18 protein-coding genes are annotated in these 18511 nt (G+C 52.6%); 10 read left to right on the top strand and 8 right to left on the bottom strand.

Annotated features, from left to right (window positions below):
- Window positions 1–136 precede the first annotated feature (136 nt).
- Complete coding sequence (locus tag PQG83_RS18445) at window positions 137–919, top strand: transglycosylase SLT domain-containing protein (RefSeq protein ID WP_312744194.1); 783 nt, start codon at window positions 137–139, stop codon at window positions 917–919.
- Window positions 920–1469: 550 nt separating this feature from the next.
- Here the strand turns inward: PQG83_RS18445 and PQG83_RS18440 are convergent.
- The 5 genes from PQG83_RS18440 to PQG83_RS18420 form a co-directional block, all read right to left on the bottom strand.
- Entirely contained in the window at window positions 1470–2060 is a 591-nt protein-coding gene (locus tag PQG83_RS18440) for a tetratricopeptide repeat protein (RefSeq protein WP_312744193.1), read from the bottom strand.
- On the bottom strand, window positions 2036–3676 hold the full coding sequence (locus tag PQG83_RS18435; RefSeq protein ID WP_312744192.1) for a DUF4062 domain-containing protein: 1641 nt from the start codon (window positions 3674–3676) through the stop codon (window positions 2036–2038). Before PQG83_RS18435 ends, PQG83_RS18440 begins: the two co-directional genes overlap by 25 nt.
- A 124-nt stretch (window positions 3677–3800) precedes the next feature.
- Complete coding sequence (locus PQG83_RS18430) at window positions 3801–4940, bottom strand: patatin-like phospholipase family protein (protein WP_312744191.1); 1140 nt, start codon at window positions 4938–4940, stop codon at window positions 3801–3803.
- Between the two features lie 82 nt (window positions 4941–5022).
- A complete protein-coding gene (locus PQG83_RS18425) occupies window positions 5023–6999 on the bottom strand; it encodes a tetratricopeptide repeat-containing protein (protein ID WP_312744189.1) in 1977 nt (658 codons plus the stop codon).
- A gap of 196 nt (window positions 7000–7195) precedes the next feature.
- Window positions 7196–7885, bottom strand: coding sequence for an O-methyltransferase (locus PQG83_RS18420; protein ID WP_312744187.1), 690 nt, complete (start codon window positions 7883–7885; stop codon window positions 7196–7198).
- Between the two features lie 285 nt (window positions 7886–8170).
- Between PQG83_RS18420 and PQG83_RS18415 the strand changes: the two genes are divergently transcribed.
- Together PQG83_RS18415 and PQG83_RS18410 are read left to right on the top strand one after the other, a co-directional pair.
- A complete protein-coding gene (locus PQG83_RS18415) occupies window positions 8171–9733 on the top strand; it encodes a carboxypeptidase M32 (RefSeq protein ID WP_312744185.1) in 1563 nt (520 codons plus the stop codon).
- Window positions 9734–9899: 166 nt separating this feature from the next.
- Window positions 9900–10226 carry a ComEA family DNA-binding protein gene (locus PQG83_RS18410; protein ID WP_312744183.1) on the top strand — a complete coding sequence of 109 codons (327 nt, stop codon included), beginning with the start codon at window positions 9900–9902 and terminating at the stop codon, window positions 10224–10226.
- A gap of 126 nt (window positions 10227–10352) precedes the next feature.
- On the opposite strand, the gene PQG83_RS18405 is transcribed toward PQG83_RS18410, so the two are convergent.
- Window positions 10353–10913: a Panacea domain-containing protein gene (locus PQG83_RS18405; protein WP_312744181.1), complete on the bottom strand. Its 561-nt coding sequence runs from the start codon at window positions 10911–10913 to the stop codon at window positions 10353–10355.
- Window positions 10914–11022: 109 nt separating this feature from the next.
- Here PQG83_RS18405 and PQG83_RS18400 point away from each other — a divergent pair, with 109 nt between their 5' ends.
- Both PQG83_RS18400 and PQG83_RS18395 read left to right on the top strand, forming a co-directional pair.
- Window positions 11023–11460 (top strand): Fur family transcriptional regulator, encoded by a 438-nt coding sequence (locus PQG83_RS18400; protein ID WP_312744179.1) that lies wholly within the window; start codon window positions 11023–11025, stop codon window positions 11458–11460.
- Window positions 11461–11790: 330 nt separating this feature from the next.
- Window positions 11791–12450, top strand: a complete 660-nt coding sequence (locus PQG83_RS18395; protein WP_312744177.1) for a Spy/CpxP family protein refolding chaperone — start codon at window positions 11791–11793, stop codon at window positions 12448–12450.
- Window positions 12451–12522: 72 nt separating this feature from the next.
- On the opposite strand, the gene PQG83_RS18390 is transcribed toward PQG83_RS18395, so the two are convergent.
- Window positions 12523–13527, bottom strand: a complete 1005-nt coding sequence (locus PQG83_RS18390; protein ID WP_312744175.1) for an FAD:protein FMN transferase — start codon at window positions 13525–13527, stop codon at window positions 12523–12525.
- 65 nt (window positions 13528–13592) lie between these two features.
- Window positions 13593–14198: a hypothetical protein gene (locus tag PQG83_RS18385; protein ID WP_312744173.1), complete on the bottom strand. Its 606-nt coding sequence runs from the start codon at window positions 14196–14198 to the stop codon at window positions 13593–13595.
- A 482-nt stretch (window positions 14199–14680) separates the two neighbouring features.
- Here PQG83_RS18385 and PQG83_RS18380 point away from each other — a divergent pair, with 482 nt between their 5' ends.
- From PQG83_RS18380 to PQG83_RS18360, 5 genes are all read left to right on the top strand, one after another.
- Window positions 14681–16108, top strand: coding sequence for a putative porin (locus PQG83_RS18380; RefSeq protein ID WP_312744171.1), 1428 nt, complete (start codon window positions 14681–14683; stop codon window positions 16106–16108).
- 259 nt (window positions 16109–16367) lie between these two features.
- Window positions 16368–16814 carry a hypothetical protein gene (locus PQG83_RS18375; protein WP_312744169.1) on the top strand — a complete coding sequence of 149 codons (447 nt, stop codon included), beginning with the start codon at window positions 16368–16370 and terminating at the stop codon, window positions 16812–16814.
- Window positions 16796–17485 carry an FMN-binding protein gene (locus PQG83_RS18370; protein ID WP_312744167.1) on the top strand — a complete coding sequence of 230 codons (690 nt, stop codon included), beginning with the start codon at window positions 16796–16798 and terminating at the stop codon, window positions 17483–17485. Before PQG83_RS18375 ends, PQG83_RS18370 begins: the two co-directional genes overlap by 19 nt.
- Window positions 17486–17502: 17 nt before the next feature.
- Entirely contained in the window at window positions 17503–18015 is a 513-nt protein-coding gene (locus PQG83_RS18365; protein WP_312744165.1) for an Aq_1264-related membrane protein, read from the top strand.
- Between the two features lie 110 nt (window positions 18016–18125).
- Window positions 18126–18488, top strand: coding sequence for a hypothetical protein (locus PQG83_RS18360; RefSeq protein ID WP_312744164.1), 363 nt, complete (start codon window positions 18126–18128; stop codon window positions 18486–18488).
- Window positions 18489–18511: the final 23 nt, after the last annotated feature.

The following is an 18511-nucleotide window of genomic DNA, read 5'->3' as shown; positions in this document are numbered from 1 at the left end:
CTCTTTTTTCGGGTATAGTGAATTTATGGCATTGAGGCCCACCCGACCGACCGCCAAACAACCACACCGATCCAAGAGACACAAACGTCGAACGACGTTCACCATGCTCTGGGGTTTTGTGCGCCAGGGGTGGCGTGTGCTCCGCGCGGTCATGAGGGGGGTGCTGGCCACCCATCCGATTGTTCGGGTCGTCGTGATCCCGACCCTCCTTTTTCTACTGTGGCTCGGCATCAACTGGGCCTTTCATACCTTCCAAAAACCCACCGAAATCTTCTTTCCGTTGGACCAATCCCTCAACAAGAGCCCGGTCCAGACCTGGAAAGAATACGAATCTCTTTTTCGGGAGCATGCCACTGCGGTCATCACACCTGAGTTTCTCGCCGCGCTGGCGCAGGTCGAGGGCGGGGGGAATCCTGTGGCACGGACCTACTGGCGGTGGCAATTGACATGGAATCCCTTGGAGCTGTTCAAACCGGCCTCGAGCGCGGTTGGCATGTACCAGATTACCGACGGAACCTTCAGCGAGGCGAAGCGCTACTGCATCCACGACCACGAGGTGGTCGAGGACGGCCCGTGGCACGATTGGAGATCGTGCTGGTTCAATAGCCTCTATACCCGCATCCTGCCGAGCCATGCCATTGAGTTGACGGCGGCGCTGCTCGATCGCCAAGTCAGTCAGACGTTAGGACCGAAGCGGATTGGCAAGGTGACGCTCCAGCGGAAGCAGAATCTGGCCGCCGTGATTCACCTCTGTGGAGCGGGAGCGGGGCGCGCCTATGCCGCACGCGGGCTCAAGTTGTCCCGCAATCAACGGTGCGGCGACCACCACGTCAGCGACTACCTGACACGCATCAATGAGCTGAAGTTCGAGTTTGCCAAGCCGGCGGCAGGAGACAAAACTATCCGGCAGGGGCGTTAGAAACCGTTATAGGAGAAAGATCTACACTCCACTATTCAAACATTGGCGAAAGATATTGGATGGTCACCCAGTCCTTAAGCTAACCTCCACCAAGGAGGATCGGTGCCCAAATCGAATGTTCTACTGCTCAGCTAGATCCTTCGTTCCAATCAGGATGACAATTTTTCATACCTTGATCTGATCGTGACCCACGCTTGGCACGGCTTTCGTTCCTGACCGACGCCTGCCGGCTGGTCCAAGAGAGGGACGCTCTTCTCAGCGGGCGGGCCTTGTTTGAGCCCTGCGAGTTGGACCGCCCTCTTAAGACTGGCGTCCGTTCGCTCTCCTAAGGCCAGAAGGGGCGTCAATGGTTTTGGCCACTTTTCCCGGAAGAAAAGTGGCTAGGCTGCCGGGCCGAAAACCCGGCCTCTCTCGTTTAATCAACAAATTCCCGGTTAATGATTAGGTAGTGAACTAGAGACGATTCAATTCTTGTATGACTTTGTGCTTGTGCATTGTGAAGATCAGATACTGGAGTTCCCAAATGAGCCGAGGCCGTGAATTGAACTGGTCAACCTGGATCGGCACCAAGTTTCTCCCGCAGGATTTCCAAAAAATTCCGGTCCTCCGGCGAGAGGTGCAGTCCCCGCTTGTCGATGTCCGACAGCACGTTAAAAGCTTGTCTCCAATAGACATACGCTTCGCTAGTTCCCTTCTGCCGTTCAGCCAGACCTGCCATCTTCCAGTAGGACACAAACAGGTCGCGCTGCCACTCGGTGTTGCTGGGGTCGCTCGCGGCCAGGGTCTTCGCCACCGTCAGCCCTTCGGTATAGTCCCGCGCCGCCTCTTCTAACTGCCCCTGCGCCACCGCCACGTTGCCAAGCCGGTCGTAGGAGACCGACAGGTCGCGCTGCCACTCGGTGTTGCTGGGGTCGCTCGCGGCCAGGGCCTTCGCCACCGTCAGCCCTTCGGTATAGTCCCGCGCCGCCTCTTCTAATTGCCCTTGCGCCACCGCCACGTCGCCAAGCTTGTTGAAAGAGACCGACAGGTCGCGCTGCCACTCGGTGTTGCTGGGGTCGCTCGCGGCCAGGGTCTTCGCCACCGTCAGCCCTTCGGTATAGTCCCGCGCCGCCTCTTCTAACTGCCCTTGCGCCACCGCCACGTCGCCAAGCCGGTCGTAGGAGACCGACAGGTCGCGCTGCCACTGGGTGTTGCTGGGGTCGCTCGCGGGGTGTTGCTGGGGTCGCTCGCGGCCAGGGTCTTTCGAACTGTCAGCCCTTCGGTATAGTCCCGCGCCGCCTCTTCTAACTGCCCTTGCGCCACCGCCACGTCGCCAAGCTTGTTGAAAGAGACCGACAGGTCGCGCTGCCACTCGGTGTTGCTGGGGTCGCTCGCGGCCAGGGTCTTTCGAACTGTCAGCCCTTCGGTATAGTCCCGCGCCGCCTCTTCTAACTGCCCTTGCGCCACCGCCACGTTGCCAAGCTTGTTGAAAGAGACCGACAGGTCGCGCTGCCACTGGGTATTGCGGGAATCGCTCGCAGTGAGGCGCTGGGCAATGTGGTGCGCATCTTTATAGTTCCGACTGGCCGCAACGAGAGTGGTGCGGACGCGGGCAAGGTCTCCCTGGTCGGCAAGGAACCAGAAATACTGATGGAGGGCCTCCGGCCAGTCCGGTTCGGTGGCGAGGATATCCGTGTAGAGTGTGCGGGCCTCGGTAGTCTGCCCCTTGGCCTCGTGCAGGGCGGCAGTCTGAAGAAGGGGTTGAAGGTCGGCCCGATTGCGCTCACGAGCCGATGCAGCGCGGGCGCGAACGGTCTTGAAGATGGAGGAACGCTGTTTCTCCACATAGGTGATAGCCTCGTCCACGCCCTGTTCGGTCAAAATGCGGGTCATTTCCTGAAAGACGTTTGTGCCTGTGCCGCGACCCTCGATCTCGGCAAAGGACGCGGCCAGTTCATCTATGCGGGACAGCCGCACCGCGTGAGCCTTGTCGGCCTCTTCGCGCAGTTGCTGACGTCTCTTCCAGTCCGTGTCTATCTCAGCCTCGGCCAATTCCCGACGATGGGTTTCTTCCGCGGTCTGTAACAGGTGGGCACGGATTTTCTCGGTACTCACCATGCCGACCTGCTGGACTCCCATCTGAAGTTGTTGGAAGCCCCACCAGCCACCGCCGCCTAGGAACACAAGACCCAAAAGAATGCCAATGACAATCTTGGTGAGTCGGCTTTCTCTGCTCTCGGCCCGCTTCCGCAACTCACCCAGTTCATCGCGCAAGCGCAATATGATGTTTTGCAACTCGGTGCCGTTGTTTGCAGTATGGCGGAGGTGATTCTCCCTGGTGAGCCTGGTGAGGTAATCTTCCTGGAGGGTTCGCCGCTCGGCCTGGTACCCGGCGTGGTCAGGACAGCTGGGGTCATGCGGCAAGTCGAGCTGATCGGGCGGCTTGTCACGCCCAAAGTCCTGACCGATCACAACCACCCAAGTCTTCTTGCTCTGATGGCGCGCGTACAAGAACTCAAGCTGGGTGTAGGACACACGGCCGTATTCCTGATCCACCTCGGGTGGTTCGGCGCCGAACCCCTGACCCACAAGCTGGATGAGGCCCTCGCAAGAGTCGAGTTGCTCGCGCAGCCACTGCCGCAGTTCACCGTGCCCGGTGGGAAAGTCGTCCTGGGAGACGGGATCGAAACCAAGCGTGCGAACCGTGGCCGCCACAGCCTGACGAGCGGTGCGCAATTCCTCACTCACGGCCGAGAGAAAGAGACGCGGTCGATTCATACAGTGTCAGCTTTTAAGGTCTCGCGTTTCACTGGGAGGTTCTTTTAGAGAGATTCCCATAAACCGCCTTCTAACCGTGCACCAACAAACAGTTTTTGAAAATGGGCGAGATCGTTTTTTAGGATCAAGCAAATTGGGCGAAGTGCTCAATTTTCACGCTCTTCGCGACCGCCTGGCCCACCTGCTGTAACTCGGTGACGTGCTTTACCGAATCAAGTTGTTGCACATGTTCCGGCTTGATCCCCGGAAGTCCTATTTTCTTCAATCCGTCGAAAGTCAGCTCTGCGTTATATCTGAGGTAGGTGAACAATTTGTCGGGACCGACCGGCCCCTTCACTGCTTTCAAGTCTCCGATTTCGCGATCCAGCTCATCACCGGCAAGACATTGGCCGAACACCCGGCAGAGGAAGTCCTGCTCGTTGAGCGCCGCACTCATCAGGGCAGAGGGAATGGAACTGGCGTTGTATAAGAGATTCATTTCGTTGGGATTCAGATCTGCATTCGCCTTGGGACTGGTTCCCGTCCCGATCGACACGACCAGCATCTTGTCTTCCCCGACCGACCAATCCATTTTATAGGGGGCAAGCGTGGCCATTAGAAACGCCTGGAAGGACGGGTTGTTATACATGGTGATTCCGCCGTCGACAAAGACAAACTCTTGACTGCCGACTTTCACGACTTCCGGTGGAAAATAGACCGGGGCCGCCGTGCTCGCCCGGATCAGTTGCCACAGGGGAAGCTCCAAATTGCAGTTGTCGCGCGCGCAGCCGTCCTCCCGTACTCGCTGGTTGTATTTCGCCAGGGGGTTATTCGAAACCGGCCATGGCGAGTCAGTTGTGGCATTCCGCATGACCATCATCAAGACCGTTTTGAGATTGTCGCTTCCCAATGTGGCGTCTTTTCCAAACACTGTTTGCAACTTCAACGCAAGCTTCTCGTCCTCATAGGTATGGCGAAAGCGTCTGAGCAAGGACGCTTTATCAAACATCTCTTCCCCACTGCTGCGGTAGAAGTCGCGGATCTCGGACACGGTCATGCCGACCGAGATACAGGCCGCGATGATCGCGCCCGTACTGGTACCGGCGACGAAATCGAAGTAGTCAGCCAGCCGGAAGTCTTCACCGCAGCCAAGTTTCCGGCGTAGCAGGTTCTCAATTTCAGCTAAGACCTCTACGGTGATCATCCCGCGGATGCCCCCACCGTCGAGAGCCAGGATTTTTTTCGGGCCGGGAGATTGCATGCGGGCTAGCAATTTTTTTTGCATGTTGCCTCCGGAGTATTTGTGTTTTTAAGTGGGAGTTTTTTAGCCTCACTGTTTTCCGCTGGGATCACCTGAGGAACGCCGGTTAAAGATTCCGGCTGTCAATCCAGGTGACGTTTCCTGTTCTGCCTTTCACTTCCTGATACATGTGCGCGGTCCCGCCAGGACCGTCACCTCCGCCGCCATCCCACAAACAGATGAAGTGCACCTTGTCCACGCCATACGCCAGTGCGGTGTAGAGCAGCCATAGATTGCACCGCTCAAAGGGGTCCACACCTTTTGGAGGTGGGCCGAGTTGTTCCGGTGCGGAGCGAATTCCTCGTGTGAGTTTGGCTTTGGCCGCCAAATATCGATTGCGCCAGACTTCGCCTCTACAGATAACGGATTTCTGAATGAACGCCGGTTCATCGAATGGCTGCAGCCACTGAACGATCACCTTGCGGTGCTGACAGGCCTCTGTGAACAGGAGATCGCCGCCACAAGCGCCCTGAGTGAGTGCGAGATCTTCTGGCCCCGCGCCCAGTTGCTTCAAGGCCTCCGAGATTTTCTGGGCGGCGATGGATTCTTTGTCCGCAGGAAACCGCGGAGTCGGTCGTTCCGGTGCATCAATCATGTGACCACTAAAGAGGAACACCTGCCGGGGTCGCCAGCGATCATCCGGCTTCTCCAGCTTCTGTAATGCGCGGTCGAAGGTAGCCAGACCGGCACCGACTGTGTCCGGACGGAAATCCAGGTCTTTGAGGAGTTGCAACTGCGCGCAGCTGGATTTGAGTGCGAACCAGTCCTTGTCGTTCTTGGCGATAGCTTCCTTATAGGCTGCCTTCGTCGTCTCCGGCGTGCCGATCAACACTTCCAGATCGCCGAGCGTCGCTTTGGACCAAAACCACTGCTGCTCATCCGGTTCACATTCGGCGGCAAATCGCACGGCACCGGCCATGGTCTCCCTGTCACGATCATAGCGTGCATCATTGGTCAAATGACGGTAGAGATGCATCAATGTGAGCGCATTGATGCCGGAATAGTAATGGCTGGGATTATGGCGGTAGGCCTTGGCATAACTGTCGATTGCCCCGCGCAAGAGAGCATCTTCGTAAGCGGCTTCCTCTCGCATCTGCTCTGCGGTTCTGCCGGACTGACGCCACGCGGCAATCCAGGCATCCTTGTCGACACGGCCGAGCAGAGCCCAGGCCTCAGCATCGAGTGGATACAGATCTAAGACCTTGCGGTAGTGGGCGCGCGCACGATCCAACGAATGACTTGGAGAACCGGCCAGGGCCAGTCGTTGCAGACAGATGCCCTGCTCGCGTAGCCCTCTGAGATTATTCGGCTCAATGGCCAGACCATGTTCGAGCTGTTCCAAGGCGAAGTCAAAATGCTCAGCTTTCCGCAAAGCTTCACCGGCCTTGATCCATGCTTCCGCTCGAAACGCGGCAATGGGCGCCTCGTCTGCCAAAACCAGCACATCCCCGATGTAGCCGGATTTTCGCGCTAAATTTACGCGCGCTTCCCATGCCTCATGCTGATCCCAGAATTCCCGCACATCGCCTATGCGGAGCGTCTTCCAGTCCGGTTCCTGAAGATTGGGCATGAGGTGATATACCGGACTCACCTTGCGGCCATGCCACGACTCCATGGTGGCCTTGACGAGGCTCGAAAGGTTCTTCTTTTCCTGCTCTAATGTCGCCGGATCGGGTCCACTGTTTTTGATGCTGTAACGAAGTTTGCGGTCGGTATACAGATCGAAAGCGGTCGTCACGCGCCCGCCACAAATCAGGACGACGCCGCGGGCGCGCAGCGCATGGCGCACACCCAGCTCGTACCAGACATTGGGATTATCAATAGTGAGGTCGGCCACCACGAGGTCGGCGATGAGGAGTTCCTGGAACATATCCGTCCGGATATCACCGGCACGTTCCTCCTCGTCAGCACGGAAGACATCCAAGCCTGCCTCATCAAGGGCAGGCTTGATCAATTCATCATAGACCCGGTTGAAATCAATCTCGGTGCCCTGGCTGTCTTTCTTCACGCCGAACGGCATCGCGACAAACGCATGTGGCTTCATGCCTCACCCTTCTGTCATCGCTCTCTTCTTCTTTAGGGTTTGAATAGATCCGGCCTTAGACTAAATCTAAAGAGAAATAGAATCAACTGACTGGGCATGCGGAATAATCCGCCCGATTCGTCTGGGCGGAAAGAGATGAAGAAAGGCCGGTGGATTGACTCATGAACGTTGGCGAGAACCGGATCTGTGGAAGGTCTTATTGCTGTGCCTGTTGTTGCGCCACCCGAGCATTGGCGTTGGGGGATGGTCGCAGCTTGATCAAAAATATCCCATCGCGAATGGTCAACAGGACCGCTGAGACCCGCGGCTCGGCATGCACGACTCGATTCAGTTCTTGTATGGCGGCCGTATTGGTATCGGGAGCCGGATATGTCAGCACATCTCCATTCCACAGAACATTATCAATGAGTATGACGCCTTGATCTGATATTAACTCTAATGCCTGACGAAAATAATTCACATAATTGGCTTTGTCGGCATCGATGAAGATCAGGTCAAATGTTCCAGTCAATGTCGCCATCGTTTCCAAGGCGGGGCCGAGGCGAAGATGAATCTTCGTCCCATGAGCGCTCTGAGCCCAATACCGCTTGGCCATAGCCGTGGACTCAGGATCGATATCACACGTGATGACCACTCCATCATCCGGAAGACATTCCGCCATACAGAGGGCGCTATAGCCCGTAAAGGTGCCGATTTCCAACACCCGTTTGGCTCCCACACTCAACGCCATGACCTTTAAAAAAGCCCCTTCCAATGGACCGACCACCATCTGAGGGCAGTCCATATTCCGATACGTTTCCTCCCGAAGTCGCCGACACACCTCCGATTCCGGCAAGGAGTGCGCTTCGGCATAGGCTTCAATGTCCGGCAGCACCAAGGATTTCATGTTGTACCCCCCTTTGCAGTTAACTCATCGCCTCACGACTGATCTTCAATGACCCACATTGTCCTTCCCTTCATCCTCCTGCTGCAAGCCATCCCGTCCATTCTCTTATTTTTTTCTCACTATTGCCTGGCCTGTCCTTTGTGTCCGGACAAATGGTCACAGGCTTCCACGCCTGGCCGGTTCTCTTCACTCATCGGCAAATGCTTCTTGCCAATTTCTTAAGAGCTGCCTTACAGTGGTCCGGTTATCCGCTGAAATTTTCACCACTCTTTGGGGAAATCGCTCATGTCCGCTGACGCTGCTCTTGATCCCCTGAAACAGACCTTGCGACAGATCCATCACTTGCATGATGCCGCAGCCGTGCTCTCCTGGGATCAGGAAACCTATATGCCTTCAGGAGGAGGAGCGGTTCGCGCGGAGCAACTGGCCACTCTCCAAACGCTGGCCCATGACCAATTTGTTTCGTCTGAGATGGAATCCCTGCTTGGAACGTTTGTGGATCTCCCCACCGGAACAATACATTCCCAGCACGCGTCTGCCTTGGACGAACCCTCACAGGCTCTCCTTCGCGAGACCTGGCGGGACTTTTCCCGTGCGAAAAAATTGCCGTCGGCCTTCGTCAATCAGCTTGAGCGGGAATGTTCTTTGGCGCAACAAGTATGGGCGGAAGCCAGGAAGACGAATGACTTCCAACGGTTTCTGCCGAATCTGCAACGGGTCGTGAAACTTAAGCAACAAGAGGCGGACTATTTGGGTTACGCGGATTCTCCCTATAATGCGTTACTCGACACCTACGAACCGGGATCGACCGTGGCCCAATTACGTCCACTCTTTGCCACCTTGCGGACGGAGCTGATTCGTCTGCTTGACCACATTCGACAGTCCCCTGTCCAACCCAACTCCCGACTCCTGACGCAATCGTATGGACATACCCCACAGATGGACTTTGGCCGGCTTGTGCTCAAGCACATGGGCTATGATTTTCAACGCGGACGCCTGGATTTGTCGGAGCATCCGTTTACAACGGCGTTCCATCCAACAGATGTACGGGTGACCACGCGCGTCTTCGAAACGGATCTTCCTTCCTGTCTCTTTAGCTGTATTCACGAAGGAGGGCATGGCCTGTACGAACAAGGGTTACCCGCAAAACAATATGGCACTCCATTAGGTGAAGCCATTTCTCTGGGTATTCATGAGAGCCAATCCCGATTATGGGAAAATTGCGTGGGGCGATCCCGGGCCTTCTGGCAATATTTTTACCCGAAACTTCAGGAGGTTTTTCCGACACAGTTGGGGCAAGTCAGTGCGGAAGACTTCTACCTGGCGATCAACCGGGTGGCCCCGTCGTTTGTCCGGGTCGAAGCCGATGAACTGACGTACAACCTGCATATCATGGTGCGATTTGAAATTGAGCTGGAAATTATTGAAGGCCGTTTGCATGTTGATGATCTGCCGGAAATCTGGAACGCCAAAATTCAGGACTACCTGGGGATCGTGCCTTCCTCCGATGCAGAAGGTGTGCTGCAGGACGTGCACTGGTCCTTTGGAGCGTTTGGCTATTTCCCCACCTACACGCTTGGGAATCTGTATGCGGCCATGCTATTTCGGCAGGCCCACAAGGATCTCCCAGATCTCGACCAGGCCATCAGTCAAGGTAACTTGCTTCCATTGAAAGGCTGGCTGAATGATAAGGTCCATCGTTGGGGACGACAATATACGGCAACCGATTTACTCACCCGTGTGACGGGGCAGGCCCTGACTCCTGAACCCTTTATTCAAGACCTCAGACAGAAATTCGGCACCTTGTATCAATTTCCGACAACCGGTCCTTCATCTTCCTCTCAGTAAATTTTCACATTTATTGGGCTTTTCACACTTCCAAGACACCACCTTCGACAGATTGCCCTTCAATCGTACTGCTCCCTAGCCTCACTCATTCATTTCGTGGCCTTCTCCCCGTGAAAGGGAAGAATTGCCACGACACGTTTCAACCATTTTCAAAGGAGTGTGTGCCGTGAGGCTTCATTCACAACAAGTTTCGGTCTTCATGTTTGCTCTGGTTCTTTCCGTTGGCCTGTTGTTCCCCATGTCCTGGGCAGAAGCTACCGTGAACAAGATTGACATTAACACTGCCAGTCTTGAACAACTCGAAGCCGTCAAAGGCGTGGGACAGGATATCGCCCACAACATCCTCGCCTACAAAAAAGATCATGGCGCCTTTAAATCATTCGATGATCTGGGAAAAGTGAAGGGCGTGGGGAAGGTCAGACTGGAAGCGCTGCGGGATACCTTTACCGTCGGCTCAACAGCTTCTCCTGAAGAAGCCTCGCCTACCAAGTAATCCCAGAATTTTCAATTCATAAGACCGAGGCCGGACCCCTGTTCGGCCTCGGGACCTCTTATGCTCTCCTTACCTTCAATAAATGGCACAACCAGGATACACCGTCCTCCAGATGTCGACGGGGCTTTAATACCCCATCGCCGTATTTAAGGATTTTACCTGTGCGGAGGAAAGCGTGATGGCTTCGGTTGCTTCAATCCGGGAGGGCACCAGCATAATGGTGTGGAAGGAAATATCCCGGATGGCAAGTTTTTGCTCCGGATTATCAGCAGGACCCAATTCCACTGCCTCCACGGCACTCATGATGGCGCTGGTATCCATGGGTCCATATTTCTCAACCACCGTCTGAATAATTTCCATGACCTGTTGATTGGCTTCGGGTTCCTTCATGATCTTCTCAACCAAGCCCACAACCCCCTCAGCCTGTTCCGTGACATCAAAATTCTCTATCCGTTCCTTTTTCCGCAAGAAGAGCAAATCATTATCCACATCCTTGCTGAAGGCCCCATAAGGAAATCGAACAAATTCAAAATGCAACCCTTTCAATCCTTTCCCCAACATTTGCAATTCACAGAGGAATAATAATTGTTGAAGTTTCACGTCACTCATCAGGCCCATCGATTCGGTCAAATGCAACGTATAAATCAGCAAAGCGCGGTCACCGGTCACTTCTGAGGGTTTTCTCATAGGTACTCCCTAAATTTCTCCACCAATACCAAAACGGAAAAATAATTCTTGATTACCCAGGATGATTGGGGTTTAATATATTCCTCTTCATCTTACGAAAGATTTCACCATGTCAAAGCCGGTCAAAGAGCTCGAAACACTCAAGAATCATCTCCAAAAAAACAGCCTTAAATTAACTCGTCAACGCGAGTTAATTTTGACGACCTTCCTCAAAATGGAGCATGTCACTGCCGAGCAGTTATATCATATCCTCGCCAAAAAAGACCCGCATATTGGCCTGGCCACCATCTATCGCACGCTCAAATTATTCTGTGAAACCGACCTGGCACAGGAGCGCCATTTCGGCTCACAAACGCAATTCGATAATGTGTCTCATAAGGGTCATCATGATCACCTCATTTGCACCTCCTGCGGAAAAATAGTGGAATTTCAAAATTGCCAAATCGAAAATCTCCAAGAAGAGGTGGCGAGAAAAAACGGCTTTACCATTCAAACCCATAAGCTGGAACTGTACGGTCTCTGCAGTACCTGCCAAAAAGCCTCATAAGACTGGCTTTCTCTTTCCCTTCGTCCACAGCTTTTTCCTTTTGATAACCAATACTTTTCAAATCGGCATTGGTTCGACCCCTTATCGAACCACAAACTACCTCACCCACAGGTTCACCTCTCTTCCCTGTCACCCGAAGCAGGGCCTCAAATCAATGGGGGTTGTGTAACCTCTTGAATTTTTGAGATAAGATAGAGGCTCACGTGCTACATTTTCCGCATTCCAGTGTATAATACGAATGAGTCAGGGAACTCACAGATCAGCATGACTTGTCCCCTCATTTTTTCTATCACCATAGCGTCGTTCTCTTCGCGAAAGGAGGCTGTTCACATGACCATTACAAGCAACACGAACCACAAACGAATGATTCCACTTTGGTCCGGTGTCTTGTCCTTAATTCTGGGATTCCCTGCTATGGGTCTGGCTACTGGATATGCAGGAAATGCGCACCACCCATCCGGGTACAGCACGTCCCCACACGGAACAGGGGCCTATGGCCATGGCCAGGCTCATCATGGCAAGAGCATGTCGGGTGGCTATGGGACAAAGGGAAGCCCTCATCAATCAGGACATGGGCCTCATCAAAGTGCCTCTGAATTCATCGAACACATTTTGAAATTCAAAGAAGGGATGGCTCTTACCGAGGACCAGGTCACCAAACTTCAGACAATTAAAACCGATTTTGAAAAAAGCAAAATTAAAATGAAAGCTGACATGCAACTGACCAGCCTGGATTTGCACGAATTGTTGCGGAATGACCAAGGGGATTTGGGCGCTGTTGAATCGAAGCTAAAGAGTCTTTATGAGATTCGTGCCGGCCTTTACCTGGCATCAGTTAAAGCCGGGCGGGATGCCAAGGCGGTATTAACGGACGAGCAACGCTCTCGCATGAAAGCGGTCCATGATCGCATCAATGCCCATCAAGATGGCGGGATGACGAAAGGTCATCCAGGCGGGTATTCCCACCATTCCAAGGACAAACAAGGCTGAGCAGCCCACATCTATGCTCAAAAAAAGGAGGCTACATGCCTCCTTTTTTTTGATGGAGTGTTGAAGGCCTTGTTACGGCTCGAGGCTTAAGCGATTCTTCAGACCCGATGAGACCAACACGGTGCCTTCCCGATCGACAATCACCCCTTCAACATCCGGCAAAGACTCAATGAGGGCCATGCCCTTGTCAGGACCCATGACAAAAATGCCGGTGTCCAACCCATCGGCCATGACACCATCCTTGGCTATGACCGTGACACTTTGACAACCTTGAGCCGGATGAAGGGTCTTGGGATCGAGGATATGGTGAAAGCGAACTCCGTCTTTCATAAAATACCGTTGATAATCTCCCGCAGTGGAGACCGCTTCATCTTCCAACTCAATCCGCCCTAAGACTTGGCCCTGCTCCTTTCGGGGATGCTGGATACCGAAGACAAACCGTTGGGTATCCGGCATACGTCCGAAGGTTTTAATATCCCCCGACAAAGCGACCACGCCTGCGGTCGCTCCTGCCGTACGCATCACGCGGGCAGCGAGGTCGGCCGCATACCCTTTCCCGATCCCCCCAACATCAATAGACATTCCAGGACGCCGCAACCATACACTTCGCGTTGTTTCATCCAATTGCACGTTTGATAACTCTATTTGCGGGCGAAGCGCTTCCAGCTTTTCCTGGGACGGAACATGCCCTTCCCCGCTGACATCCCATGCATTCACCGCTGGACCAAGGGCGATATTGAACCCTCCCTGCGTGAGTTTCGCCACCTCCAGCGATCGCGTGAGGACTTCAAAGGTTTCCTGACTCACCTGTATGGATTTCCGTCCCGCCGCAGCATTCACCCGTGATAATTCACTGGTGGAAATCCAGGTGCTCAGCAACTCTTCTAATCGCCGGATTTCATCAAGTCCCGCTTTGACCGCCCTCTGCGCAATCTTCTCATCTGCTCCAACCGCCGTGACAAACACCACGGTTCCCATCAGCATCTGACTGCGCTTCACCAAATGAGGCGTGCTCTGGCAGCCCGCCAGGAAGAGAATCAAAAAGCAGAGTCCAAGGATATTCTGCATTCGCCCCATGATAAATCTCCTATCTGTAACAATACCGTTGATGGCAGAACAGCCGGAATTCCGGTTGAAAGAATTTATGTGGAGTTATGGCGATTGAAGTATCGGAATCTGGGATAGGGCGTGACTTCGAACAATCGTGCCCGTAATAGGGGAGGTTCCGCCAGGGAGGACAGGACCACATTGGAAGAAAGAGAGGGATAACGAACCGTCATTTCCACGATGGCTTTCACTGATTCGGAGACAATGGTTACCTCTAACTCTCTTGTATAATTCGGAGGATCGACCTGGAATCGCCAACCGCCGAGATACACCACTCCCTGGTCCGGAACCTCAAAGGTTAACGGAACTTCCGCATTGGACCGAAATACGCCTTCCTGAATAAATACCCTGGTCACATGATACCGCCCTGGCTTCAAGGACAGAAAAAAATAGGAGGAAGCCGCCTCAATTTCCACACGATACCGCCTTTGACCATCACTGGAACTGAATTCAAGTGAAGCTAATTCCGGCAGATAAATTCTTCCGGACGGCTCTTCCTGCCACACGTGAATGTGTCCGAAAACCAGGGGCTCTGTGAGATCTTCTTGAGCGGGATGAGACGGGAGCTGATGCGCGCATCCCATACCCATTCCAACAAAGATCCCTAGAAACGCCAGACAACAAGCACGAACATTCAGCATGGCCATCCCATCATCATACCGTCTGTCTTCTCCACAAACTGCACATATAAAAAAATTTCAAAAAAATGAGGCCTTCTTGACAGAAGCCAAACTCATGCGGTATTAAGGGCCTTATTAATAACAGTTATCAATTTCAAAATTAACAATAATTACATTCAACATCAAGATGACTCAAGGAACTGAAATAGCTTCTCCATGCACGACCACCTCAGAGGCACGCTGTCATTGCGGGCAACTGATGGCCATCTTAAAAAAAGATGGCGTGGAATTGAAATGCAAACGCTGCAAACGTCTTGTCTTCATTCCCTTTACCGTATTGAGCGCCTAATACGAGGCTGACACTTAGATTGAGTGTACTCCTGAACTTACGGTGTGCTCCGTTTCACGGATTATTATAAGTTTCTTCCATTGAGGACCCCGAGTCCCCTACCCTTTTCCTGAGGACCTCCGCGTCCCAATCCTATATTAGGAGGTTTTCATTCATGAAGAAGTTCACAATCGGGGTCCTTATGGCCCTTGCTGTGTTTCCAACCTTTCCAGCCTTCTCTGCCTCCGGTGAGGAAGCACTGACGCCCGCTCAACAGGAAGCGGTTCGACAAGCGGTTCAAGACTATCTGAAAGGGCAGGGATCTCCCGAAGCCGGCAGGCCACCAATGGAGCAGACAGGGACCGGGATTGCCCCGCCAACTTATGCGGCCCCACCCACTCAACGCCCAGGCGAACCCGTTAAGGAAACTTTAGGAGGTTTATCACAACCACGTACGCCTGATAAAAAATACGGATCAACCATGCAAGGGTCCGGACAATTGATCTATGCCCGGCCCTTCGTTTCTTCCCCCAAAGCCATCGTCGGCGGCTACATGGATATCGAGTACTTCAATCGCAAAAATCAAGGGAACAGCTATTTCGATCAGCATCGATTGGTACCTTTCATTTACGGGGATATCAGCGATCGGGTGAAATTCGCGGCAGAAATTGAATTCGAGCATGGAACCAACGACATCAAAGTCGAATTCGCGACCATCGATTATCTCGTACAAGAACCCATAAATTTGCGGGCGGGCATCATTCTCGCTCCCCTTGGAAAATTCAACCTCCTGCATGACGCCCCACTCCGGGATCTCACCGAACGCCCTCTCGTGTCCCAACGGATCATCCCATCAACGCTTCATCAACCTGGTGTTGGAGCTTACGGCACCTTTTACCCCACCGCTCTCTCGAAGCTGGATTACGAAGTCTATGTGACCAATGGATTTACGAACGCCTTTGGAGGAAATGGAAATCCTAATAACACGTCGAATATCAATCAAACAAACGGAATACGCAGTGCGAGATCAGATAGTACGAGCTTTGACAATAATAACGGCAAATCCGTCATGGGACGTGTCGCGTTCAGCCCCATTTTGGGAGTGGAAATCGGCGGTTCTGGATTTTACGGGAATTATGGCACGAATAAGGATGATAAATTGGCCATTTGGGCCCTGGATTGGACCTTCCAGCGGGGCCCATTTGAATTCATCGGAGAGAGTGCCTGGTCTTACATCAAGGACAATAATATCAATCAAGACGGAACCCAGAACGGCAATCCTCGCAGAATGCAAGGGTATTACTTACAAGGGAATTACCATTTCCTTCCAGAATGGCTAAGCAACATGGCCCCCACCTTCTTCAAGCCGGAAGTCTCTACATTCACCGCTATAGTCCGCTGGGAACAAATGAACCTGGGACAGGATTTAAGTGGGGAAGCCGGAAAACTGGGGGAATGGCAACGTTGGACCTTTGGCCTGAACTTCCGTCCCACAGAAGATACTGTCTTTAAAACCGACTTCCAATATACGCCCGTCGGTCGAAGTGGAAATGAGCGAATTCATGATACGGCTTTTGTCGCATCCTGGGCCACATATTTCTAAGAAATCGCTTTGAACAGGAACACAGAGAGAACCGGCTTTGCCGGTTCTCTCTGTGTTTAGCTTCAATCAGTATCGAAATATATGGGCCACACATCACACCATATTTTAAAGAACATACCGGTTGACCCCTTGAACATCGGATGATACAATTCGTTCTCATTTTTCATAATGAGAATCAAATTCAAATAAATCGAAAATCATTCTCGTTTTTTATTTTATGGCTTTATCTCCTGCTTCCCTCCTTCGAGGAATCGTTATTTTGGCATTCACAGCCTATATTCCTGGCTGCAGCTTCCTTTCCGGTCAAGACTTGGTTGTCGATCGATACATGGCCTGTCCGATTGATTCCGTATGGGATTCTTCCCTGGAATCTCTCAGGTCCTATCCCGTGACGAAGAAAGACAAGTCCAACGGAGTCATCGAAACCGGGTGGCGGGTGGAATATGTGGAAGGCGCCAAGTATGGCCTTTTCCAACGGGAAGGCATGGGGGACAAAGAACGATCGCAACTGACCCTGACCATGAAGCCACTCGATTCCAATGCCGTGCGCCTCCAAATTGCGGAACGGCGGCAACATTGGGGATTCCGTGGCGGGGCCAGACTTTATGATTGGTATCCCGTCGAACCATCACAACAAGCCGTGAATCACCTTTTAAATAACTTAACCGAAAAACTTGAGGCTGAAGGATGTTTCATCGAATCTTAAACATCGCTATTTTCGGGAGTCTTTTACTGGCGTTTGCCCCCCAACCCTCCAATGCCGAGAATGACCAGATCTGGGATAGTGAATTGAAGCGATACTTGACTCCACAGGAAATGGTTCAGGAAGACGTCTATCTGACACCTGAAGAGGCTGCCAAATTGACACTGCCTGATTCCGATTCCATCCGCTTAGAGGTCATCACCCTCAACAAAAACCAGAAACGAGTTATTGAAGAGCGAATAGGATGGCAATTTCCGGAATCGACCTTTGATTGCTATATTGGAGAAACGAATGGAAAGATCGATGGATGGGCTTTTGTCCAACATACCATCGGTAAGCATAAACCGATGACTTATATGGTTGGAGTGGACCCCGATGGAGAAATCTCCAACGTTGAGGTATTGGTATACCGGGAATCACGGGGGAGCGAAGTTGGAAAGAAACGCTTCAATTACCAATACCAAGGAAAAACGATTGACGACCCCATTCGGATCAACCGGGATGTCATCAACATTTCCGGCGCCACCATGTCCGTGCGATCCATGAGTGCCGGCGTGAAACGCGCCCTCGTCCTGGCCCATGAACTGTACCTGCAATCCCAGAGTCAAAGCTCCCCCATAAATACGGCCAGTCGAACGGACAAAAACTTTTTGGAGTCCCTGCTGGGGTTTTAACTTCCTGCAAGAATGGAATGCGAAATTTTAATGCCCGCTTCCGGCTCCGCGATACCGACCGCCATATCCGCTTAGTCTATACCTGGTTTCTCCTGCTCATGCTCGCAGGATTCATTTTCACCTTCTTTTGGGCTCATAGCATGACGGAGCTGAGCCTTAAGGGCCTTGCCGAACATTATCGAGGATCGGATGCGACCTTCGGTGAACCCATGCCGTTTGGCCAACTGGCCGAGACCACACATTTCCATCTGTTTACCATGCCGGTCACATTCATGATTTTGGTTCATGTGCTCTATCTCACGATGGTTAGCCCCACACTAAAAGTGGTTACGACATGGATGGCTTTTGTCGGGGTCACCCTGGATTTGATTTCACCTTGGCTAATTGCCTATGTATCCCCAATCTTCACCATCGCCATGTTGACGGGAGACATCCTGATGGTTGTGGGATTTCTCATTATGTTCGTCATACCCATGTATGAAATGTGGTGGCAAAAATCCGCCTTTATGATGCCGGAGTCGGATGACTGACTTTTGCCCTTTTCCCGATTGGAGGAGCATTCTTTACCAGGCCCCATGCCTAGACGCGGGTCACTTCAACCACCAGTTGGCTTAAAACGGCTGGATCTTATGATGGAAGAATGCGACAAGAGTTTTCTCACCCAATCGAATCAGACGGCCATACTTTCATGAGAGAAGGACAAATTTTTCGTCCACATTCCACATCGGCCTGGCCAAGGGTTCCTTGTTATCATGGCTTTGGAAAATGGATAGGCATCAGCCTCTTTTCCATGTTTCTTTCTGCCTGCGCACCAGATCTGTATTGGGCAAAACCAGATGCAGGCGAGGGTGAATTCGCACAGGATCTGCGCTCATGTCGGGAAATCCTGATCAATGAGATACATTCCGAGACTTCATTGAACCCATTCAGCAAAGGAATAACTGATGATGCCTTGGCACAATGCATGAACAGCAAGGGCTGGTTTTTGGCTGAAAAGCCCTAATTCTGACTTTTGCAATGACTCAT

Source organism: Candidatus Nitrospira neomarina (assembly GCF_032051675.1).
GTDB classification, from domain to species: Bacteria; Nitrospirota; Nitrospiria; order Nitrospirales; family UBA8639; genus Nitrospira_E; species Nitrospira_E neomarina.
This window is presented reverse-complemented; position numbering and strand designations above follow the sequence as displayed.